This window comes from Pseudobutyrivibrio xylanivorans DSM 14809 (genome assembly GCF_900141825.1).
GTDB lineage: Bacteria > Bacillota > Clostridia > Lachnospirales > Lachnospiraceae > Pseudobutyrivibrio > Pseudobutyrivibrio xylanivorans.
Window position 1 is genome coordinate 1 of sequence record NZ_FQYQ01000021.1, and the last position, 19,989, is coordinate 19,989.

The window sequence follows — 19,989 nt, forward strand, 5'->3', positions numbered from 1 at the left end:
CAATGTCATTAAGTTAACATTGCAGTGGAGACTAAAATAAAGAAAACGAGATTGGAGCTATAAACTTCAATCTCGTTTTTTCATTTTAAGCATAACAAATAGACAGATGATAAATCTGCCAGCAAAGCGTTTTTAAATTATTATTTTTATGCTACTCTATATAAGAAACCACGAAATACTTTTGCTGTGAGGTTTCTTTCTCGGTGCCTTCCAGTTCTAATTGGGATTGTATTTCTAGCAATAATGGTTTCTAAATTAGGTGATGTTGTTTTTCCTTGAAAAAATTGTCTACATACATGAGCAGCGACTGAGAAGTTCGCCTTGTATGTATATTTTCTTTGCTTTTTTTCAATGACTACGTGCGAGGTAATCATTTCTGCAAAGTTATACATTATCAAATGGGCATAGATTTCCTGATGAATACACATCACCTTTTTTGAATGAAAATTAAGCATTCCTATTGTGTATTTTAAGTCTCTAAATGAGCTTTCTATTCCCCAGCGTTCTGCGTACAATTCTTTAAGTTTTGATGGCGGATATTTCAATGAATCTAAGTTTGTTACAACACTCTCATATATTCCATCACTAATTTCAAAACGTACAAGTCTAAAATAAAGCTTATAAAATCTAGTAGGGTCACTTTTCCTAGATATAGAAGGAAGATAGTCAAACGGTGTGGTTGCAGGAAGTGCCCTGTAATGATTTCTGTCTTTAAACAATTTTTTTGTTTCAATCGTTTGCTTGCGAGTGAGGTTTAATTCAATACTAACATCATATTCAGGCTCTTCAGGTAATTCAAAACCTGCTTTTATTCCACATATTCCATCTCTTATACGAATTAGAAAGAACCATCCCTTTTCCTGTATATGTGCCATGCTGTTATAAGATTCATATCCTCTGTCAGCTATGATGAGAGCACAATCTATATTTGATTTATCTACCATTTGTTGTAATGCTAAATGTTCATTTAGATTTCGTTTTCCCTGTATTAATGCATCTGCATATATGTGCTTATTTAAATCATACAGCGCATTCAAATGCAGAAGATTATATGGCTTTTGCCCATTAGCACCTGGATAATACGAGCTTTTATCATCATAATTGGTCGGTATTTGTATATCAGAACCATCAACCGCAAGAATTACCATATCGTTACTATCTTCCGACATCAACTTATTAGTAAAACCATTAAAAATAGCTTTAAATGCTTCTGCCTTAATCTTTTGTCGTTGCTGCACAAAAGCAGATGCAGACGGCAAAGATTCAACATTTGGGAAAATATCTATTAGTTCATTTGTAAGACTTTTACTTTCCATACCAATAATGGATTTGATAATCGTCAGGAATGGTAATTTCCTATTTCTTATGAAGTCAGTTTCTTTATTATTTACATAGTTACACATACTCTTAGCGGTAGATTCAATCTCTGAAATTAAAATTTTTTTGACATGTTTAGGTTTCATATGTTACCTCCTCGTAATCAAGTTTTCCCTTAATTACAAGGGCCGCTTTCGCTACCTTAAAAACATCAGTAGCGAAAGCGGCCACATATTTCTCTTGTTATGTCAACATATATTTATAAAAAAGAAGACCCCTATACCATTTCTGGTATAGAGATCTCAATTGATTCATCTTAACTTAATGACATTGACCATTTTGGTCGTCCTTATATTTTATAAATCTTTTGCATCAATTAAGATTCCATCTTTCCAGATTCTCTCAAGATCATAGAAAAGTCTATCCTCTTCAGAGAAAAGATGAACAATAACATCCTCATAATCCATAAGTACCCATGTACTCTGTCTGTTTCCTTCAATTGACTTAGCATGAATACCCTGCTCATAAAGGAGTCTGTCTACTTCATCCTGCATTGCATTGAGCTGATTCTGATTAGATGCTGAAGCAACAATAAAATAATCAGCCATAATACTGATATTTGAAATATCAATCGCTTTAATGTCGATTGCTTTTTTATCATCAAGGGCTTTGCAAACAATCTTTGCCATTTCTCTTGCGTCCATAGTCTACCTCTTTTCTTTCATGTACTGTTTATAGTAATTATATGTATCTACTGTAGTAGGGTCTACCATATCTGGATTATTGTTCAAATAAGCGACAGAATCCTCTAAAATCATGTAAACACATCTATCTAAATCTGTATATGCTTCCGATCTCAATATATCAAGTCTAGGCTGTTTATCTCTACCTGGTTCAATATAATCAGCGACAAAGATAATCTTATCTAATAAATTCATATTAGGGCAACCTGTTGTATGATACGTGATTGCGTGAGCTATCTGTGGGTCATACACATCATATTTTGAGGAACAGAAATATGCTCCAACCTTTCCATGCAATAAATGTGGATATTTTCGCTCTATATCACTGATTGGAAGATCGTTGCTTTCGCATATATCTAAGCGTTCTTCATCACTAATGCATTTAGCACAATCATGAAGCATTCCGGCAACCATAGCTGTGTAAGCCGGATAATTCCATTTAAGGGCCAATGCATAAGCTGTAGTAGCAACACCTAATGTGTGTACATATCTGCCTGGCTTAAGTGCAATTTTCATCTCCTCTGATAATTTCAAAATATCAGGATATGAATACTGATGCTCACTATATAAATTATGATTGATAATATATTGAATGACTTCAGGTTTAAGACAATCTTTAACCTTCTCATCTTTATAAAAATCTTCTCTTACTTTTGATGAAGCAATACCGTTAGCTGCATAATCTATTAGGAAAAACTCTCCTTCAAAAAGAGTTTTACACTCTTCTATAGATTTATTGAGAAGCTCAGTATCATCACCCAGTCTTGGTGCCACTAAAATAGTAGCAGCATTGGAAATAATCTCAGGTTTTACCCAGTTTTTAAAATTTAAAAGACTATCACTACCCATTATAAAGAACAAATCATCATCAGGATGCTCGTTCTTTAATTCTGTCAAAGTGATATATGAGTAGCTCTTACCGGAACGATAAATTTCTCTATCATCAATAGATAATTCTTTATCGTTCTGGATTGCCAGTTCTACCATTTCAAGTCTGCAAATATCAGCAACCGATTCTGCAGTATCCTTATGGGGCGGCGTTCCGGCAACCAAAAGGTATACTTTGTCTAGGTTATACTGATTAAGCGCGGCCTTAGCTATCTCTATATGTGTGTTGTGAATTGGATTGAATGTCCCGCCATAAATACCAATTCTCATGCTGTCTCCTTACTGAGGAAGCTTAATAGTAGGCTTCTTCGCTGCTCTATAAAGAATAATTTTTCTGCCGATTACTCTAACAACCTCTGAATGTGTACGCTCAGAAAGAACCTGTGCAATCTCCTTTGGGTCATCAAAGCAGTTCTTTAAAACATTAATTTTAATAAGCTCTCTTGCCTCAAGTGCCTCATCTACAGCGTTTGTATACTCCGGAGTAAGTGAAGCCTTACCAATCTGAAGAATTGGACTCATATCAGCTGCAAGAGATGATAAATATGCTCTCTGTTTATTTGTCATTTCGATCTCCTAATTACTTGTAATAATCAAACACAAGGCCATACATTCTAACTGTATCACCTTCCTGGATACCCTTTTCCTCAAGTTCCTTTAAGATACCCTGCTCTTTAAGGAAGTTCTGGAAGAATAAGAAGCCCTTCTCAGATTCGAGATTAGTGTAACCAAGCATTTTCTCAATGCGAGGACCTTCAACTACATAGTCGCCCTCATCGTTAATCTCAACAGTGTATGGCTCCTCACTAAATGCACGAATTGTAGGATCAAATTCCTGCTCGTATACGATAAGCTCGTCATCGCATGTATCAAGAAGTCTTACAACCTCGTAAAGAAGCTCTTTAAGGCCCTTTCCACTAACTGCAGAAATAGGATAAACCTTAATTCCCTTAGGCTCGAATTCAGCCTTTAATGCTTCGATAACCTCATTAGATTCCTCGCCGATAACATCCATCTTATTAGCAGCAATAACCTGTGGCTTCTTAAGAAGCTCTGGGTCGTATGCTTGAAGCTCTGCTGAGATAGTCTTAATATCCTCTACTGGATCACGACCTTCAACTGACGCTCCATCTACCATATGAATGATAACCTTAGTACGTTCAATATGACGAAGGAACTCGTGTCCAAGGCCGATACCTTCTGAAGCACCCTCGATAAGGCCTGGAATATCAGCAATAACAAATCCATTTATATCATCAACATCAACAACACCTAAGTTTGGAGAAAGTGTTGTAAAATGATAATTTCCAATTTTAGGCTGAGCATTAGTTACACGTGAAAGGAATGTTGATTTTCCAACATTTGGATATCCAACAAGACCAACATCAGCAATAACCTTAAGCTCAAGGATAACTTCAAGTTCGATGGCATCAACACCTGGCTTAGCATACTTTGGTGCCTGCATTGTAGAAGTTGCAAAGTGCTGATTACCAAGACCGCCCTTACCACCTGGAAGAACTATCTGACGCTTATTATCTCCAGACATATCAGCAATAACTCGACCGCTTTCAGCGTCCTTTATTACTGTACCCTCTGGGACCTTAAGGATAAGATCCTCGCCATTTTTACCATGACAATTATCTTTGCCACCCTCTTCACCTGCTCCCGCAGCAAATTTGCGTCTATGACGGTAATCAACCAAAGTATTGAGTCCTGGGTCGACTTCAAAAATAACGTCGCCACCTTTACCACCGTCGCCACCATTTGGACCACCATTTGGTACATACTTTTCACGTCGGAAGCTTACGTGACCGTCGCCACCTTTACCTGATTTTATAATAATTTTTGCTCTATCAGCAAACATAGATTTCTCCTCAAATTTAAAATTGACCCGACTTACATAATGTTAGTCGGGTCAAATGATTACTGTTCTACTGGATAGACAGAAGCCTGCTTCTTGTCTCTACCTTTTCTTTCGAAACGAAGTACTCCATCAACTAAAGCAAAAAGTGTATCGTCTCCACCGAGACCTACATTGTTGCCTGGAAGAATCTTTGTACCACGCTGTCTGTAAAGAATATTGCCAGCCTTAACGAACTGACCGTCTGCTCTTTTAGCGCCTAATCTCTTAGACTCTGAATCTCTACCGTTCTTTGTAGAGCCTACACCCTTTTTATGAGCGAAGAACTGAAGGTTCATCTGTAACATGTCTTACACCTCCTTGTATTGTAATGAAATATATTCATCACCGTATTGTTTTTGAATTTCGTCCAAACCTAATATCATAGAATCAAGCAATAGCTTTGATTTATCCGAAATACCATCCGGGAATGCCATGGTCATATAACCACCATCCTCGGCAGCCTCACTGGAAAATGCATCATCCGTAAACTGTTCAATACTATTAAAAGTATTAATAACAAGAACTGATACCGCCGCACAAACAATATCCTGACCGTGATCAGCATATCCTGCATGGCCATCAAGTGAAACATTAACTATTTCATTATTGTGTTTGGAAATCACTACGCTAATCATAATTAGCCGTTAATCTTTTCGATCTTAACCTGTGTGAATGACTGTCTGTGGCCATTCTTCTTGTGGTAACCTGTTTTTCTCTTATACTTGTAAACGATTACCTTCTTACCTCTGCCTTCCTTAACAACAGAAGCCTCAACTGTTGCGCCTGCTACTGTAGGTGCACCAACCTTGAGTTCCTTGTCGCTAACAGCAAGAACCTGATCAAAAGTAACCTTCTCACCAGCCTCAACGCCGAGCTTTTCAATGGTAATGATATCGCCTTCAGAGACTTTGTACTGCTTACCACCTGTTGCAATAATTGCGTACATGGTTTGTTCCTCCTTTTTATCATTACTCGCCAGTTTCGGTGGTGCTTCGGAATGAAACACACTTTAAAAACCACACTGAGCGGCATACTCAAGTATATTAACACAGGATTTTCACTACGTCAATCCAAATTGTTCATAAAACTTAGAAAATTTATAAGATAACTAATCCACCTGATGAACAGCTCCAAGATGCTTTTTTAAATAGGCGTCCAATGAACTTAAATTCTTACTATTTACATCACGAATCTTCTTTGCCTCATCTTCTAGACAATGTCTACAAGTACGCCTTAAATCATCCTCTTCACTCTGCTCGAACCAACTATTAAACTGCTCATCCAAATCCATATCCTTATGAAATCTGAATTTGCTCAGCTGTAAGGTAAGCTGAGAAGTCGAACGAACACGGACAGAATCCTTTGCTTCATCGGTAAGTGTAATTTCTGGAAAGTCTTTAATATATTTTACGATTTCCTCTTCAGCAATTTCCTCTGCTTTTTTCTCTACAACCTGAATGATTTCATTAATATCCATAGCTGCACCCCCGCAGATTAAGAATTAATCCCACAATTTTCTGAAGCCATCATATTGCCAAAGACCAGTATTATTATCCTTGGCTTCTTTCATGAGAGCCTGTAAACAATCATCATGAGCTACTGTAGGCTCATATCTTTTTGCTACGCCATACCCATTCTTAACGATTATAGCATTAACCATTGAATTTTCTATGTTCTGCTCATCAAAGGTGTTAGTCACATCATCTAACCATACATAAGCTAAAATTCTGTCATACTGATCATCAAAATCAACATCATATTCAAGGTAAAGCTGATCCGTGTTAGCAAGTAACTCCTTAGTATAATCGCTTGCCATTACACCATACTCATTGTTACGTTCTTCCTCGGCTGCAACAGATTCCGGAGTATCGATACCAATCATTCGAACACGCTTCTGTTCCCCTACAGCATCTTCTACAATAATCGTATCACCATCTACAGTTCTGACGAATTTTACTGCATCCAAATTTGAATCCTCATAACCATTGACACTATTGTATACCTTCGGACTACTACATCCAATTAAAAAAATGAAGAATAGTATTAAAGCTCTTTGCAATTTCTTATTTTTCATAAATAATTCTTCTCTTTCTGTCTCAATATTAAAGCATTATAGAATTATAGGTGAAAACAATCTTGATCGTGTTATTTCCATTAGACCTAGATTAGTAAAACCATGAATAGTCACATCAGAATAATCATCTTTAAAAGCATCCTTCGCAATTTCTATAAGCTTATCTTCTTCCTTATTTGATACTTTTAATAAATCAATAATAATTATTCCAGAGATTGAGCGTAATCTAAGTTGCGCTGCAATTTCTTCTAATGCCTGTCGATTTATTTCCATAGGTGAACCTTTGCCACCATTCTTTCCGGAATTAACATCAATAACGGTCATGGCCTCAGTAGGTTCAATAACAATATTTCCACCATTTTTTATATATGCAACTTTTAACGTTACATTATCAAGTAGCTTTGTTAAATCAAACAATTGCCATAAAGAAAATGATTCATCTGTGTAGGCTCTTATGTTTAGATTTTTAGAAATGATTTCGTCTAAATCGGATACTATTTCGCAATCCTTATCCGCAAATTTTTCAATAAAGAAATCTATAAAGTCTCTATAATCCGATGTAGGATTATCCTTTATGAAATTGCAGGAATAAGGCTTAGTACTTTTCTTATCCTGTGTTATTTGCACCCAAAACCTGTCATTTTGGCATACCTTCTTTTTCTCCGAATGTCTTTCAATAAAGAATTCAGGTTTAAGCTTTCGATTCTCAATAAATCCCTTATCCCCTGTGGAAAGCTTTAATATGCACGCATCTATATCATTTAAAACCTTTTCTACTGCTGCCTCACAAACTGTGCCAACCTTCGTAATATCAAGATTAATTACATCTAATGGTTTATCATTTTCATCAAAAGAAACAAGGAGCCGAAGCTCCTTATCATTGTATATTCCTTTTGTAATTACGCATTTTTTAATGCTCATCACCAATATCTCCTAAAGAAATTAAGGAATCTGGCTCGCCAGTAAACATGTCGATTCTTCTGATATCAAGTGACAGCTCATCAAAATCAGGTAATCCGATGAATTCATGGAAAGCCTTAATCACTAATTCTGGCTTAATATTATCAGTACTTCCACTTGAAAGAAGAAGGTCATACTCTGGCACACCTTCTTTAATAATTAAATTAAAACGGTAAATAAGAGGTTTTAAATCAAGCTCTCTTTCACCTTTCTTAGTCTTCTTAACAATATTGATAGAAACTGCTTCATCAAAAAATCTCTCCTTTAAATCGATAATATTATCGATGTAGCAGGCATCATCCTTTGAATCCTTATAAGTCACAACATAGCTTGCAGCTGTAACTGCAGACATACATTTTTCTGCTGTATCTGGAAGATACTTAAAACCTGTAATCTCCAAACCTTCTACCATGTTATCATTTAAAGCCTTAAGAGCTGATGCAGAATCTACCTTTTCCTTTAAATCAATATCCATATACTCACCCTCTGAGGTAAGACCTACGCCTAGTGGTGCAGCGAAAGACATAATCTGATGAGGATTAAATCCTTCTGAATATCTGATTGGAAGCTCTGATCTTTTAACAGCCTTCTGGAAAAATCTCATAAGGTCAAGATGACCTACATATCTCATTATGCCAGTTTTGGCAAATTTAACTCTAACGCGCATTATGACATACCCCCGATCCAATAATTCCAGCACCACAACCGTTGCAGCTCATTTTACAGTTAGGAGTAACCTTTGCGTTCATGGCATTGTTCCACTCTCTCTTAAGGAAATCCTTTGTAACGTGACAATTAATGAAATCCCATGGAAGAATCTCATCTAAATCACGCTGACGGTATGCATAATAATCTATAGAAATATTATTCTTTTCAAAAGCAGCAAGCCACTTATCGAAATCAAAGTACTCGCCCCATGCATCAAAGAAGCATCCACTCTTATATGCATCTAAAATTGCTGGGCAAAGTCTACGGTCACCGCGGGCAAACACACCCTCAAGAACAGTAACATCAGAATGATGCCAGTTATACTTAAGAGACTTTTGATTGAGCTGTGCCTTCATTTCGTCATTAACAACCTTAGCACGACGTAAGTATTCTCCAGCCTCGTACATTGGAGCCCACTGGAAAGGTGTAAATGGCTTTGGTACGAAGAACGATGTAGAAATAGTAATCTGGCAGCGGCCCTGACGCTGTTCCTTTGGAACAGTATCGTAATATGCAGCAGCAACTTCATTAGCAAGCTGTGGAATAGCCTTCATGTCTTCGTCTGTCTCTGTAGGAAGACCAAGCATGAAGTAGAACTTCACCTTATTCCAGCCACCCTTAAATGCAAGTGTGGCACCGCCAATGATATCCTCTACAGTAAGACCCTTGTTAATAACATTTCGCATTCTCTGTGAGCCTGCCTCAGGAGCAAAAGTAATGCTGGATTTTCTAACATCCTGAACCTTAGACATAACATCAAGTGAAAATGCATCAATTCGTAAAGACGGTAATGAAACATTAACGCCCTCTGATAAACAGTCATCAATAAGGAAATCCATAAGCTCTCCAAGCGCATGATAATCACTTGATGAAAGTGAGCTAAGAGAAATCTCCTCGTGCCCTGTAGATGCAAGAAGTTCTCTAGCCTGTTCCTTAAGAACATCAACAGACTTCTCTCTATTTGGACGGTAAATCATACCAGCCTGGCAGAAACGACAACCTCTGATACAACCACGCTGAATTTCAAGAACAACTCTGTCCTGAATAGCACGGACAAATGGAATAAGCATCTTTGTTGGATAGCTTGAAGAGTCCATGTCCTTTACCACCTGACGGTCAATGACTGCAGGTACGTCATCATAAATAGGCTTAAAGCTTTCGATTGTACCATCAGATTCCTTATAAGTAACCTCATAAAAAGCTGGCACATAGATTCCTGGAATCTTTGCTGCAGCTCTAAGGAAAGACTGACGGTCGAAGCCCTTTGCCTTGTGTTCCTTATATAAATCAAGAAGAAGTGGATAGCTGGTCTCACCCTCTCCTACGTAAACTAAATCAACAAAATCAGCGATAGGCTCTGGATTAGTAGCGCAAGGGCCACCTACGATAACAATAGGGTCATCGTTTTCACGATCCTTTGACTCTAAAGCCACACCTGCTAAATCAAGAATCTGAAGTATATTGGTGTAGCACATCTCATACTGAAGAGTCATACCTATAAAATCAAAATCCTTGATAGCATCCTGTGATTCTAACGCAAAAAGAGGTATATTACGCTCCTTCATCAGATTATGTAAATCTGGCCATGGCGAATATACCCTTTCACAATATGTATCCTCACGCTTGTTAAGCATATCGTAAAGGATAGCTATTCCAAGGTGAGACATACCTACTTCGTAGACATCAGGGAAACACATAGCAAATCTGATGTCTACGTCAGCAGGATTCTTTTTTACACTATTAAATTCGTTGCCGATATATCGTGCAGGCTTATCAATCTGCATCAAAATATCGTCAGGTAATGCAAGTTTTTTCATATAATAATTTTATCTTTGAGCAAGCTCAGATGTAATATCTTCCCAGGTAACTCCTTTGGCAACCATAAGAACCATCATGTGATACAGGAAGTCTGAAATCTCATATTTGGTCTCTTCAGAATCAGGATTCTTGGCTGCAATAACAATCTCTGTAGCCTCTTCACCCACTTTTTTAAGAATCTTATCCAATCCCTTATCAAAAAGGTAATTAGTGTAAGAACCTTCCTTAGGATTCTTCTGACGATCTGCAATGACTGCATAAACATCCTCGAATACCTTAAGTGGATTACGCTCAATATACTCCTTTTTTACTATCTCATTGAAGAAGCAGCTAGGCGCACCAGTGTGACATGCCACTCCAACCTGAGAAACTTTCGCCAAAATAGTATCAAAATCACAGTCAGCAGTCAATGACTTGACAAACTGAAAATGTCCGCTCGTCTCGCCCTTTACCCAAAGAGACTGACGAGAACGGGAATAATATGTCATCTTGCCTGTACGAATTGTAGTATTAAACGATTCCTCGTTCATGTAAGCAAGCATAAGAACCTCGCCTGTCTGGAAATCCTGAATAACAGTAGGTACAAGTCCGTTTGAATCAGGCTTTAAATCAGACCATGCAAGCTTTGGTTCGAAGTTGTCCATCTTGATTCCAGAATCAGAAAGCTCACTCTTCATCTGCATGATATTGAAATTAGTATCATTGATGAACTGTCCTGAAATACCACGAATCTGATCTGACTTAAGTACTTTAAGTACCTTATCAAGGTCATACTCATCTACCTGAGCAATATATGGAATCTCAGTGATGTTCTCCAAGCCCTCTAAAAGAGATGTATTCATGATAAGCAGCTCATGAATATTGCTTGGAAGAAAATCCTTTGTCTTAAACAGGAAATCAACTGTTGAAAGACTTACAAGCATTTTCTGTGAACCAAATCTGGCACTCGCTTCCTTAATCAAATCAATTGTCTCAGGCTTTGAACCGTTAAGAATAACCTCCACACAACCAGCATAGAGAAGCTTCTTAACATCCTCGAGACGTTTAATGTTTCCGCCACCAGCTGTCTTAACCTGAACGTTACGATTAATCTCTCTAATTGCAAGAATATTCTTCTCGTGCTCCTCATCATCAGTAGATAAATCATAACAAATAATTTTATCTATACCGCTGTCATCATATACTGATGCCAACTCGAGTACATCCTTTTTTACATCAAGCTCAGTAGGGCTTTTTACCGCCATACCATCTTTAATATAAATAGTGGCAACTATGTTTTTGTGTTCCATGTCAAGTCCTGCTCCTTTAAATTAAATTGAACCCTTTGTAGTCATAGTGGAATTATTAAGTCTTGGGTCAATAGTTGTAGCCTCGTCCAATGCTTTGGCAAATGCCTTAAACATCGCCTCACACATATGATGTGAATTTCCCGGTGTAAGAACCTTAATATGTAAATTCATTCCTGCTGAATAAGAAATAGCATAGAAAAATTCCTTTACCATCTCTGTATCCATATACCCTATTTTCTCCGTAGGAAATTCTGCTTCAAAAGATAAATATGGTCTGTTACATAAATCCACTGCAACAAGCACTAATGTCTCGTCCATCGGAAGAATACAACTGCCATATCGTTTTATCCCAAGCTTTCCCCCGCAGGCTTTTTTGATTGCATTGCCAAGCACTATACCAGTGTCCTCGATAGTGTGATGACAATCAACCTGTAAATCCCCCTTTATTGACGCAGATAAATCAAAGAGACCATGTCTTGTAAAAGCATCAAGCATATGATCAAAAAATCCTATGCCTGAACTTACCTGACACTCACCTGAACCATCTATTGAAAAATCGATGGTAATATCTGTTTCTTTTGTTTTTCTAGCAACCTTTGCCCTGCGTTCCTCTGACATAATTTCACCTAATTATTTATAATTTCCACGCCTTTAATTATAACGTAAATACGTATCTAATTAAAGGATGGTAAACTACACAAAATCCGCTAATAAATTTATATAAAATTCCCTTTTTATCAAAAACTAAATGTCCTCAAATCGTACCTTGATTGAGTTTGCGTGAGCTGTAAGCTGTTCGTTATTTGCAAACTTAACAATGTCTGGATATACAGCCTCAAGAGCTTCTTTAGAATACGAAATGATGCTTGATTTCTTAACAAAATCATCCACTGAAAGTGGTGAGAAAAATCTTGCTGTTCCGTTTGTTGGAAGCACGTGATTTGGTCCTGCAAAATAATCTCCAAGTGGCTCAGAAGAATACTGACCAAGGAAAATAGCTCCAGCGTTTTTCACATAAGTCATAGTCTCAAAAGGATTAGCTGTGACAATTTCCAAGTGCTCTGATGCAATAGCGTTTACGCAGTCCACTGCATCCTTCATATTGTCAGCCACAAGAAGATATCCAAAGTTATCAAGTGACTTCTGGATAATGTCTTTTCTTGAAAGGATCTTTACAAATCTTTCGATTTCCTTTTCTACCTCATCTGCAAGTTTCTCTGATGTAGTAACAAGAATAGCTGATGCAAGTTCATCATGCTCTGCCTGTGATAATAAATCTGCAGCCACGTATGTAGGATTAGCAGTCTCATCAGCAAGAACTAAAATCTCTGAAGGTCCAGCAATAGAATCAATAGATACATAACCAAACACTGCCTTTTTAGCAAGGGCTACGAAAATGTTTCCAGGACCTACGATCTTATCAACCTTGGCAATTGACTCTGTACCAAATGCCATAGCTGCAATGGCCTGAGCACCTCCGCACTTGTAAATAACATCACAACCTGCTTCGTTTGCTGCAACAAGGGTACTTGGATTTACTTTTCCTTCCTTGTTACATGGAGTGCACATATAAATGCATTCAACTCCAGCAACCTTTGCTGGCATAATGTTCATAAGAACTGATGAAGGATAAACAGCCTTACCACCTGGCACGTAAACACCCACCTTTGCAAGTGGTGTAACCTTCTGTCCAAGGATAATACCTTCTTCTGATGTAAACCAACTGTTCTGCTTCTGCTTTGCGTGGTATTTTTCAATGTTAACAAGAGCCTTACGAATAACATCAACAAGCTCCTGTGGAACAAGAGTATATGCTTCTTCAATCTCCTCTTTTGTAACTACGATATTGCCAGCATTAATATCAGCTCCATCGAATTTCTTCGTATATGCGAATATTGCCTCATCGCCATTTTCTCTAACATTATTTACGATTTCATTAACAGTAGCCTCGTACTCTGTGTACTGGTTTGGGCTACGCTTAAGAAGTGTCTCTAAAATATTATCTATAGTATTTGCTGTAAGCTTAAGCTTTCTCATTTTCAAGTGCTCCCTTCAGCTTCTCAATAAGCTCAGTAATTCTTTCATATTCCATCTTCATAGACACCTGATTTACTACCATTCTTGCTGAAAGTGGACATACTTCCTCGAGAACTACAAGTCCGTTTTCTCTAAGAGTAGAACCTGTCTCAACGATATCCACGATGACTTCAGAAAGTCCAACGATAGGTGCCAGTTCGATAGAACCGTTTAACTTAATAATCTCAACCGTCTGATTCTTAGTGTTGTAGAAATGATCCTTAGCAATACGAGGATATTTGCTGGCAACACGGATGAGTTCATGATGCTTTAATAACTCAGCCGCCTCAGCTGGTCCACAGACACACATTCTGCATTTTCCAAAGCCAAGATCTAAAACCTCGTAAATATTGCGGTTCTCCTCAAGGATAGTATCCTCACCTACTACACCAATATCTGCAGCTCCATACTCAACGTATGTAGGAACATCAGGTCCCTTTGCCAAAAAGAATTTAAGTTTTAATTCCTCATTAGTGAAGATAAGCTTTCTTGTATCAGGATTTTTCATCTCATCGCAGGTGATGCCAATGCTTTCAAATAAAGCAAGTGTTTGTTTTGCAAGTCGTCCCTTTCCAAGGGCGAATGTTAAATATCTATCGCTCATTTTATTGTCTCTCCAATGCTAACATCAGTTGGTCAACGGTAATAGCAAAGCCAATGGCAGGTGAATCCTTGCCAAAGAGGCTAAGTAATGAATCATAACGGCCACCCTTAACAAGTGGTTCGCCAACTCCATAGGAATATCCTGTAAAGATGATTCCTGTGTAATATTTGTATTCAGAAATCATACCAAGCTCAAAGGAAATGAAATCCATCACCTTATTTTTATTAAGTAAGTCATAGAGCTTTGTAAGATACTCAAGTGCATCATAAACCTTCTTATACTTCTTCGCCTTATCCATATAAGGCTTCCATTCTGAAGGTGAATTTAAAATCTTTCCTGTGAGATCAAATAATTCAATAAGGCTCTTTGATACTCCAGCACTTTCGAGAAGTTCCTTTGCTCCAAAGAAATTCTTATTTGAAATAAGTCCTACAAGCTTTTCTTCCATGTCCTCTGAAAGATTTGCTGCATCAATAAGTCCTCGAACAATATCATAATGACCTACACCTATTTCAAATTCCTTAAGTCCACTTTCCTTTAAAGCATTTACGACAATAGTAAGAATCTCAGCATCTGCATCTACAGAACTGTCTCCTATAAACTCGCATCCTGCCTGTGTACTTTCTTTTAAACGTCCCTGAAGGCTATGATAATTTATAAATACATTACCTTCGTAAGAAAGCTTAACTGCTCCATCTGTATCTGAGAAATACATAGCCGCCGCTCTTGCAATAGATGGAGTAATATCAGGTCTTAATACAAGAGTATTTCCATCTCGGTCAAAAAACTTAAACATTTCATTGGACTCACAAGAACCTACTTCTCTAGAGAATGTATCAAAATACTCGAAGGTAGGTGTTGAGATTGGTGCATAGTTGTACTTTTTAAAACATTTTCTAAGATTATATAAAGTATCAAGTCGTCGCTCATATTCACTGTTGTAAATGTCGCGTACACCCTCAGGTGTGTGCAAAGTCAAATTTTTCATATTATTTTTCACCTCATCGGTTTTAATTTCACTTTAGTCTGCTAATGTAATAAAGTAACAATATCAAAAAACAGCCACAAAGTCAACCTTTGCGACTGCTCAAATCAATATTAATCATATCAAGGTACGGAACCAGAAGGTTGGGTTTAGTTTGAAAGAAATACTTTTCATCAAGCTCTTCTATCCTAAAGCTCTTCCTTCCGCCCTCTGTCATTCTATCCCAGAAAGTCTTTAACTGGGCATATGTAAGATAATAATAAATATCTCTTTCACTAAAGAAAATAAGTATGAAGGCCAATCCATCCTGAGCCTCCCATTTGCCCATGAAATCTATCTGATGCTGATGAATGTTCTGAAGTGGGAAGGTATCTTTGTTACATTCCTTGGCATCAAAACAAACTGGAATCCCCTGTATGGCTCCCACATAATCAACAGTAGATTTCTGATCAAAATAGGCAAGTGTAATATGCCCCTTCTTGTCCATATCAATAGGCGTAATAGGTGTAGGGATTTTCTGAATCAGTGCCAAACCATTTTCTTCATAGACCTCATTAGTCTTATTAATAAATTCCTCGAAGGTAGAACCTCGAAGCCCCCTTGATTTAAAAGTAGACATTAAACTCCTCCGGCTCTTTTGCCTCAAAACATCTTCCATCTTCAAACTCGATAGAAAATGCATGAAGAAGCTGCGATTTTACATTAAGCCTTTTGTTGATATTCGTATTTCCGTATTTCATGTCACCTAAAATCGGATGACCGATTGAAGTTAAATGTGCTCTAATCTGATGTGTTCGTCCAGTAATCAAATGAATCTCAAGTAGTGTAAGGTCGTTATCCAAATGCTTTAAAGGACGATAAGCCGTCTTAATTGGCTTTGCATCTTTGGTATCTTTATTGTGGATTGTAACCTTGTTTGTGGCCTCATCCTTGTATAGGAACCCGTCAATAGTCTGGGACTCAGTTATATTTCCGATAACGATAGCATGATAAAGCTTTTTACAGCTTCGCTCCTTAAGTGCCAATCCAAGATTCTGAGCGGTTTTAAGATTCTTGGCAAACAAAACAATGCCCGAAGTATTTCTATCAAGTCTGTTACAGATACTAGGATGGAAATGCTTGAAGCTCTCCTCTGTCAGCTGCCCCGTCTTAATCATGTAAGAGATTGCCATCTCATTAATAGAAACCTCTCCATCAGAATCCTTCTGAGACTTAATTCCAGATGGCTTATTAATAATAATCATATCATCATCCTCGTAGACAATGTCTATGATATTAGGTCCTTTTGAAATAGCCTCATATAATGGGTCAGCGTTAGATGCACCACTCATCTTCTCAAATGTTTCATCTGAAAACCAGATTTTAACCACATCTCCGCTATTAAGTTTTTCTGAACCATCAGCCTTTTTATCATTTAAAGTGATATTCTTTTTGCGTAGCATCTTATAAATAAAAGAAGTGCTGGCTTCAGATAATACCCTCTTTAAATATTTGTCAAAACGCTGATTGCTATTTGCGTCGTCTATTCTTAGTTCTTTCATTTGATGTCTTTTTATTATTCTTAATATTTTTACCTTTAATCTTTCTAGGTGGGATAAGGCATTCTTCACCAAATCCAATTAAGTCCTCTCGTCCAGCCTTCATAAGAGCCTCTTTTACGAGGTCATAATTCTCTGGTCTCTTGTACTGAATGAGAGCGCGCTGCATAGCCTTCTCATGAGGATTCTTGCAGACATAAACAGGCTTCATATCTCTAGGATCAATCTCTGTATAGTACATTGTAGTCGAAATTGTACTAGGTGTAGGATAGAAATCCTGAACTTGCTCAGGAGACAAATGATGGTCACGTAAGTATTCAGCCAATGCAATAGCATCATCCAATGTGGAACCTGGATGGGAACTCATTAAATAAGGCACCAAATACTGCTTTAGACCAAGTTCTTTATTAATCTTCGCATATTTATCGCAGAAAGCATTGTAAACGCTTATATCAGGCTTTCCGAGGTAACTAAGTACATTGTTAGAAATGTGTTCCGGAGCCACCTTAAGCTGGCCACTAATATGATACTTACAAAGATCTCTTAAGAATGTATCATCCTTATCGTACATTACGTAATCAAAACGCACACCAGAACGAACAAATACTTTCTTAACCTTTGGCAATTTTCTAAGCTTAGTAAGAAGCTCTACGTACTCTTTATGACTAACCTGAAGATTAGGACACTTAGTAGGGAAAAGGCACTGTCTATTCGTACATACACCCTTTTCCATCTGTTTTTTACAAGATGGATTTCTAAAGTTTGCAGTAGGACCACCTACATCATGAATATAACCCTTAAATTCTGGATCCTGAGTGATAAGCTTTGCCTCATCAATAATGGATTCTTGACTTCTTGACTGAATAATACGTCCCTGATGGAATGTAAGGGCACAGAAATTACAGCCACCGAAGCATCCTCTATTACTAATTAATGAGAACTTAACCTCCTTAATAGCAGGAATACCACCATCCTTCTCATACATGGGATGATAGGCGCGCATGTATTCTATGGCATATACATCATCCATCTCCTGACGTGAAAGTGGCTTCTGTGGAGGATTTTGAATGACGTACATTGCGCCGTCATATGTCTCAACTAATTTCTTAGCTGTAAATGCATCCGTATTTACGTATTGAGTATAGAAGCTTTTTGCATAAGTCTTTTTATCAGCTTTGATTTCCTCAAAAGAAGGAAGAATAATACCATCTTCAGTAAAAGACTTATCTCTAGTTTTATATACTGTACCGTCAATATATGTGATATCTCTTACATCCATTCCTGACGCAAGACAATCCGCTATTTCAACAACGGAACGCTCTCCCATGCCGTAAGAAATAATATCAGCACCTGAATCCAAAAGAATTGAACGTCTCACCTTGTTTGACCAATAGTCATAATGGGCAAGTCTTCTAAGAGATGCCTCGATACCTCCTATGATAATAGGCTTTGTTTTATAGGTGTGACGGATCAGATTACAATAAACGATAGTAGCGTAATCAGGTCTAAGTCCAGCCTTTCCACCTGGTGAATAGTTATCGTATTCTCTGTGATGCTTTGAAACGCTGTAATGGTTAACCATAGAATCCATGTTACCTGCAGAAACAAAGAAGCCCAAACGAGGTTCTCCAAGGATATTGATAGAATTATCATCCTTCCAATCCGGTTGAGGAATGATTCCTACAGTATAGCCATGTAATTCTAGTATTCGACATATAATTGCAGCTCCAAAAGAAGGATGATCAACATAAGCATCTCCACAGACATAGACAAAGTCCAGCTGCTCAATGCCTCTTTCCTTCATATCCTTTTTAGAAACTGGTAAAAATTGTTGCATAAATACCTCTTAAATAATTAAGGCATCCAACCTGTGGATGCCCCTAAATTTTGATGATTACTCTTTATTAAAGAACTGATCTGGAATATCAAGTGCAGGTACGTCTTCCTCATCGTTTGAAGATGCAGCAGAAATAGCTGGCTCTTCTGCAACTGGTGTATGCTCTGAAGCCGGTGCACTTGCTGGATCAGAATTTCCTTCGTTAAGTGAATCTGGAACAAGTGATGCTCTGTTTGCATCTACAGTATCCAAATATGTCTGCATTGTAGCAAGGAATGTCTCATTACGATTCTTAGCTGTTTCAATAGAGTTAGCAAGGATTGTCTGGATATTAGCAAGAAGCTCATCCGTATATGCGATAGCTCCCATGCGAATATTATTAGCATCCTCAGTTGCTCTATCAATCTTTTCCTGAGCATTCTTCTGCGCAATAAGAATAACTTCATTAGCCTGCGCATATGCCTGTTGCATAATCTGGTGCTCAGATACAAGCTCGTTAGTCTGAATCTGTGCTTTGCTGATAATCTCATCAGCCTTTGCCTTTGCGTCTGCTAAAATCTGCTCACGATTGGCAATCATACGCTGATATTTCTTTATTTCATCAGGTGTCTTTGTTCTAAGCTCCTGAATTAAAGATTCTAACTCATCTCTGTTAACAACAATCTTGCTTGTAGAAAATGCTGTTGGCTTACAATCATCAATATAAGCTTCAATCTCATCAATAATATCTTCTATTTTACTTGCGTTTGGCATGATGTTTTACTTCTCCTTGTTTTTAAATTTGGCTTCTATAAGAGGTATAACCTGAGATGGAACAAATAGGCTGATATCTCCCCCGTAAGACGCAAATTCCTTTGCGACTGTAGAACTCAAATAAGAATACTGTAAAGATGTTGTCATAAACAACGTTTCAAGCTCAGGATATTGAACCTTATTAGACTGAGCCAGCTGAATTTCATTTTCGAAATCAGTAACAGCTCTAAGGCCCCTGATAATAACCTGTGCATCCTTTTCTTTTGCAAAATCGACTAATAGACCTTCAAAGCTTTCAACTTTGACATTATCTAAATTTTCTGTCAATTCTCTTATCATGTTAACACGTTCGTCTACGGAAAACAACGGATTTTTTTGCTTGTTGTTAAGGACACCAACTATTAATTCATCGCTTAACTTACTAGCTCTTTTAATAATATCCAAATGACCAAAAGTAATTGGATCAAAACTTCCAGGATAAATTGCTCTTCTCATT

At 37.5% G+C, this 19,989-nt stretch carries 23 protein-coding genes; all 23 read right to left on the reverse strand.

Going from position 1 to position 19,989, the window contains the following annotated elements; all coding sequences use genetic code 11:
- Positions 1 to 146 precede the first annotated feature (146 nt).
- Positions 147 to 1,463 carry an IS4 family transposase gene (locus BUA88_RS12440; protein WP_072916781.1) on the reverse strand — a complete coding sequence of 439 codons (1,317 nt, stop codon included), beginning with the start codon at positions 1,461 to 1,463 and terminating at the stop codon, positions 147 to 149.
- A gap of 210 nt (positions 1,464 to 1,673) precedes the next feature.
- Positions 1,674 to 2,021, reverse strand: coding sequence for a ribosome silencing factor (gene rsfS, locus BUA88_RS12445; RefSeq protein WP_072918555.1), 348 nt, complete (start codon positions 2,019 to 2,021; stop codon positions 1,674 to 1,676).
- Between the two features lie 3 nt (positions 2,022 to 2,024).
- Positions 2,025 to 3,218 (reverse strand): nicotinate (nicotinamide) nucleotide adenylyltransferase, encoded by a 1,194-nt coding sequence (nadD, locus tag BUA88_RS15935; RefSeq protein ID WP_083572517.1) that lies wholly within the window; start codon positions 3,216 to 3,218, stop codon positions 2,025 to 2,027.
- A gap of 9 nt (positions 3,219 to 3,227) precedes the next feature.
- Positions 3,228 to 3,515, reverse strand: coding sequence for a YhbY family RNA-binding protein (locus tag BUA88_RS12460; protein ID WP_028247079.1), 288 nt, complete (start codon positions 3,513 to 3,515; stop codon positions 3,228 to 3,230).
- 13 nt (positions 3,516 to 3,528) lie between these two features.
- Positions 3,529 to 4,812 (reverse strand): GTPase ObgE, encoded by a 1,284-nt coding sequence (gene obgE / locus BUA88_RS12465; RefSeq protein ID WP_072918558.1) that lies wholly within the window; start codon positions 4,810 to 4,812, stop codon positions 3,529 to 3,531.
- Positions 4,813 to 4,871: 59 nt separating this feature from the next.
- Positions 4,872 to 5,156, reverse strand: coding sequence for a 50S ribosomal protein L27 (rpmA, locus tag BUA88_RS12470; RefSeq protein WP_015549701.1), 285 nt, complete (start codon positions 5,154 to 5,156; stop codon positions 4,872 to 4,874).
- A 3-nt stretch (positions 5,157 to 5,159) separates the two neighbouring features.
- Positions 5,160 to 5,486 (reverse strand): ribosomal-processing cysteine protease Prp, encoded by a 327-nt coding sequence (locus BUA88_RS12475; protein WP_072918561.1) that lies wholly within the window; start codon positions 5,484 to 5,486, stop codon positions 5,160 to 5,162.
- Positions 5,487 to 5,488: 2 nt separating this feature from the next.
- Positions 5,489 to 5,797, reverse strand: a complete 309-nt coding sequence (gene rplU / locus BUA88_RS12480; protein WP_072918564.1) for a 50S ribosomal protein L21 — start codon at positions 5,795 to 5,797, stop codon at positions 5,489 to 5,491.
- A gap of 162 nt (positions 5,798 to 5,959) precedes the next feature.
- Positions 5,960 to 6,328 carry a hypothetical protein gene (locus BUA88_RS12485; RefSeq protein WP_072918566.1) on the reverse strand — a complete coding sequence of 123 codons (369 nt, stop codon included), beginning with the start codon at positions 6,326 to 6,328 and terminating at the stop codon, positions 5,960 to 5,962.
- Positions 6,329 to 6,352: 24 nt separating this feature from the next.
- A complete protein-coding gene (locus tag BUA88_RS12490) occupies positions 6,353 to 6,925 on the reverse strand; it encodes a thermonuclease family protein (protein ID WP_072918568.1) in 573 nt (190 codons plus the stop codon).
- Positions 6,926 to 6,961: 36 nt separating this feature from the next.
- On the reverse strand, positions 6,962 to 7,846 hold the full coding sequence (locus tag BUA88_RS12495; RefSeq protein WP_072918570.1) for a ribonuclease E/G: 885 nt from the start codon (positions 7,844 to 7,846) through the stop codon (positions 6,962 to 6,964).
- Entirely contained in the window at positions 7,836 to 8,552 is a 717-nt protein-coding gene (locus BUA88_RS12500; RefSeq protein WP_072918573.1) for a TIGR03936 family radical SAM-associated protein, read from the reverse strand. The genes BUA88_RS12495 and BUA88_RS12500 overlap by 11 nt, the downstream gene beginning before the upstream one ends.
- On the reverse strand, positions 8,542 to 10,410 hold the full coding sequence (locus BUA88_RS12505; protein ID WP_072918575.1) for a TIGR03960 family B12-binding radical SAM protein: 1,869 nt from the start codon (positions 10,408 to 10,410) through the stop codon (positions 8,542 to 8,544). The genes BUA88_RS12500 and BUA88_RS12505 overlap by 11 nt, the downstream gene beginning before the upstream one ends.
- Before the next feature lie 9 nt (positions 10,411 to 10,419).
- Entirely contained in the window at positions 10,420 to 11,700 is a 1,281-nt protein-coding gene (hisIE, locus tag BUA88_RS12510; RefSeq protein WP_072918577.1) for a bifunctional phosphoribosyl-AMP cyclohydrolase/phosphoribosyl-ATP diphosphatase HisIE, read from the reverse strand.
- A gap of 21 nt (positions 11,701 to 11,721) precedes the next feature.
- Positions 11,722 to 12,318: an imidazoleglycerol-phosphate dehydratase HisB gene (hisB, locus tag BUA88_RS12515; RefSeq protein ID WP_072918580.1), complete on the reverse strand. Its 597-nt coding sequence runs from the start codon at positions 12,316 to 12,318 to the stop codon at positions 11,722 to 11,724.
- 126 nt (positions 12,319 to 12,444) lie between these two features.
- Positions 12,445 to 13,737, reverse strand: coding sequence for a histidinol dehydrogenase (hisD, locus tag BUA88_RS12520; RefSeq protein WP_072918583.1), 1,293 nt, complete (start codon positions 13,735 to 13,737; stop codon positions 12,445 to 12,447).
- Complete coding sequence (gene hisG, locus BUA88_RS12525) at positions 13,724 to 14,380, reverse strand: ATP phosphoribosyltransferase (protein WP_072918586.1); 657 nt, start codon at positions 14,378 to 14,380, stop codon at positions 13,724 to 13,726. Before hisG ends, hisD begins: the two co-directional genes overlap by 14 nt.
- A gap of 1 nt (position 14,381) precedes the next feature.
- Positions 14,382 to 15,368 carry an ATP phosphoribosyltransferase regulatory subunit gene (gene hisZ, locus BUA88_RS12530; protein ID WP_072918588.1) on the reverse strand — a complete coding sequence of 329 codons (987 nt, stop codon included), beginning with the start codon at positions 15,366 to 15,368 and terminating at the stop codon, positions 14,382 to 14,384.
- Between the two features lie 82 nt (positions 15,369 to 15,450).
- The gene (locus tag BUA88_RS12535) at positions 15,451 to 15,984 is read right to left on the reverse strand and encodes a Holliday junction resolvase RecU (protein WP_072918591.1); all 534 of its coding nucleotides are present in this window, start codon (positions 15,982 to 15,984) and stop codon (positions 15,451 to 15,453) included.
- Complete coding sequence (locus BUA88_RS12540; RefSeq protein ID WP_072918593.1) at positions 15,971 to 16,906, reverse strand: RluA family pseudouridine synthase; 936 nt, start codon at positions 16,904 to 16,906, stop codon at positions 15,971 to 15,973. The genes BUA88_RS12535 and BUA88_RS12540 overlap by 14 nt, the downstream gene beginning before the upstream one ends.
- A complete protein-coding gene (locus tag BUA88_RS12545; RefSeq protein WP_072918596.1) occupies positions 16,875 to 18,740 on the reverse strand; it encodes a YgiQ family radical SAM protein in 1,866 nt (621 codons plus the stop codon). The genes BUA88_RS12540 and BUA88_RS12545 overlap by 32 nt, the downstream gene beginning before the upstream one ends.
- Before the next feature lie 57 nt (positions 18,741 to 18,797).
- Complete coding sequence (locus BUA88_RS12550; protein ID WP_072918599.1) at positions 18,798 to 19,493, reverse strand: ATP synthase subunit B family protein; 696 nt, start codon at positions 19,491 to 19,493, stop codon at positions 18,798 to 18,800.
- Between the two features lie 6 nt (positions 19,494 to 19,499).
- Positions 19,500 to 19,988: a pantetheine-phosphate adenylyltransferase gene (gene coaD / locus BUA88_RS12555; protein WP_072918602.1), complete on the reverse strand. Its 489-nt coding sequence runs from the start codon at positions 19,986 to 19,988 to the stop codon at positions 19,500 to 19,502.
- Position 19,989 lies beyond the last annotated feature (1 nt).

Coding starts and splice junctions, on each gene's coding strand:
- BUA88_RS12440 (WP_072916781.1), bottom strand. CDS start 1,463: ATGAAACCTAAACATGTCAAAAAAATTTTAATTTCAGAGATTGAATCT.
- rsfS (WP_072918555.1), bottom strand. CDS start 2,021: ATGGACGCAAGAGAAATGGCAAAGATTGTTTGCAAAGCCCTTGATGAT.
- nadD (WP_083572517.1), bottom strand. CDS start 3,218: ATGAGAATTGGTATTTATGGCGGGACATTCAATCCAATTCACAACACA.
- BUA88_RS12460 (WP_028247079.1), bottom strand. CDS start 3,515: ATGACAAATAAACAGAGAGCATATTTATCATCTCTTGCAGCTGATATG.
- obgE (WP_072918558.1), bottom strand. CDS start 4,812: ATGTTTGCTGATAGAGCAAAAATTATTATAAAATCAGGTAAAGGTGGC.
- rpmA (WP_015549701.1), bottom strand. CDS start 5,156: ATGTTACAGATGAACCTTCAGTTCTTCGCTCATAAAAAGGGTGTAGGC.
- BUA88_RS12475 (WP_072918561.1), bottom strand. CDS start 5,486: ATGATTAGCGTAGTGATTTCCAAACACAATAATGAAATAGTTAATGTT.
- rplU (WP_072918564.1), bottom strand. CDS start 5,797: ATGTACGCAATTATTGCAACAGGTGGTAAGCAGTACAAAGTCTCTGAA.
- BUA88_RS12485 (WP_072918566.1), bottom strand. CDS start 6,328: ATGGATATTAATGAAATCATTCAGGTTGTAGAGAAAAAAGCAGAGGAA.
- BUA88_RS12490 (WP_072918568.1), bottom strand. CDS start 6,925: ATGAAAAATAAGAAATTGCAAAGAGCTTTAATACTATTCTTCATTTTT.
- BUA88_RS12495 (WP_072918570.1), bottom strand. CDS start 7,846: ATGAGCATTAAAAAATGCGTAATTACAAAAGGAATATACAATGATAAG.
- BUA88_RS12500 (WP_072918573.1), bottom strand. CDS start 8,552: ATGCGCGTTAGAGTTAAATTTGCCAAAACTGGCATAATGAGATATGTA.
- BUA88_RS12505 (WP_072918575.1), bottom strand. CDS start 10,410: ATGAAAAAACTTGCATTACCTGACGATATTTTGATGCAGATTGATAAG.
- hisIE (WP_072918577.1), bottom strand. CDS start 11,700: ATGGAACACAAAAACATAGTTGCCACTATTTATATTAAAGATGGTATG.
- hisB (WP_072918580.1), bottom strand. CDS start 12,318: ATGTCAGAGGAACGCAGGGCAAAGGTTGCTAGAAAAACAAAAGAAACA.
- hisD (WP_072918583.1), bottom strand. CDS start 13,737: ATGAGAAAGCTTAAGCTTACAGCAAATACTATAGATAATATTTTAGAG.
- hisG (WP_072918586.1), bottom strand. CDS start 14,380: ATGAGCGATAGATATTTAACATTCGCCCTTGGAAAGGGACGACTTGCA.
- hisZ (WP_072918588.1), bottom strand. CDS start 15,368: ATGAAAAATTTGACTTTGCACACACCTGAGGGTGTACGCGACATTTAC.
- BUA88_RS12535 (WP_072918591.1), bottom strand. CDS start 15,984: ATGTCTACTTTTAAATCAAGGGGGCTTCGAGGTTCTACCTTCGAGGAA.
- BUA88_RS12540 (WP_072918593.1), bottom strand. CDS start 16,906: ATGAAAGAACTAAGAATAGACGACGCAAATAGCAATCAGCGTTTTGAC.
- BUA88_RS12545 (WP_072918596.1), bottom strand. CDS start 18,740: ATGCAACAATTTTTACCAGTTTCTAAAAAGGATATGAAGGAAAGAGGC.
- BUA88_RS12550 (WP_072918599.1), bottom strand. CDS start 19,493: ATGCCAAACGCAAGTAAAATAGAAGATATTATTGATGAGATTGAAGCT.
- coaD (WP_072918602.1), bottom strand. CDS start 19,988: ATGAGAAGAGCAATTTATCCTGGAAGTTTTGATCCAATTACTTTTGGT.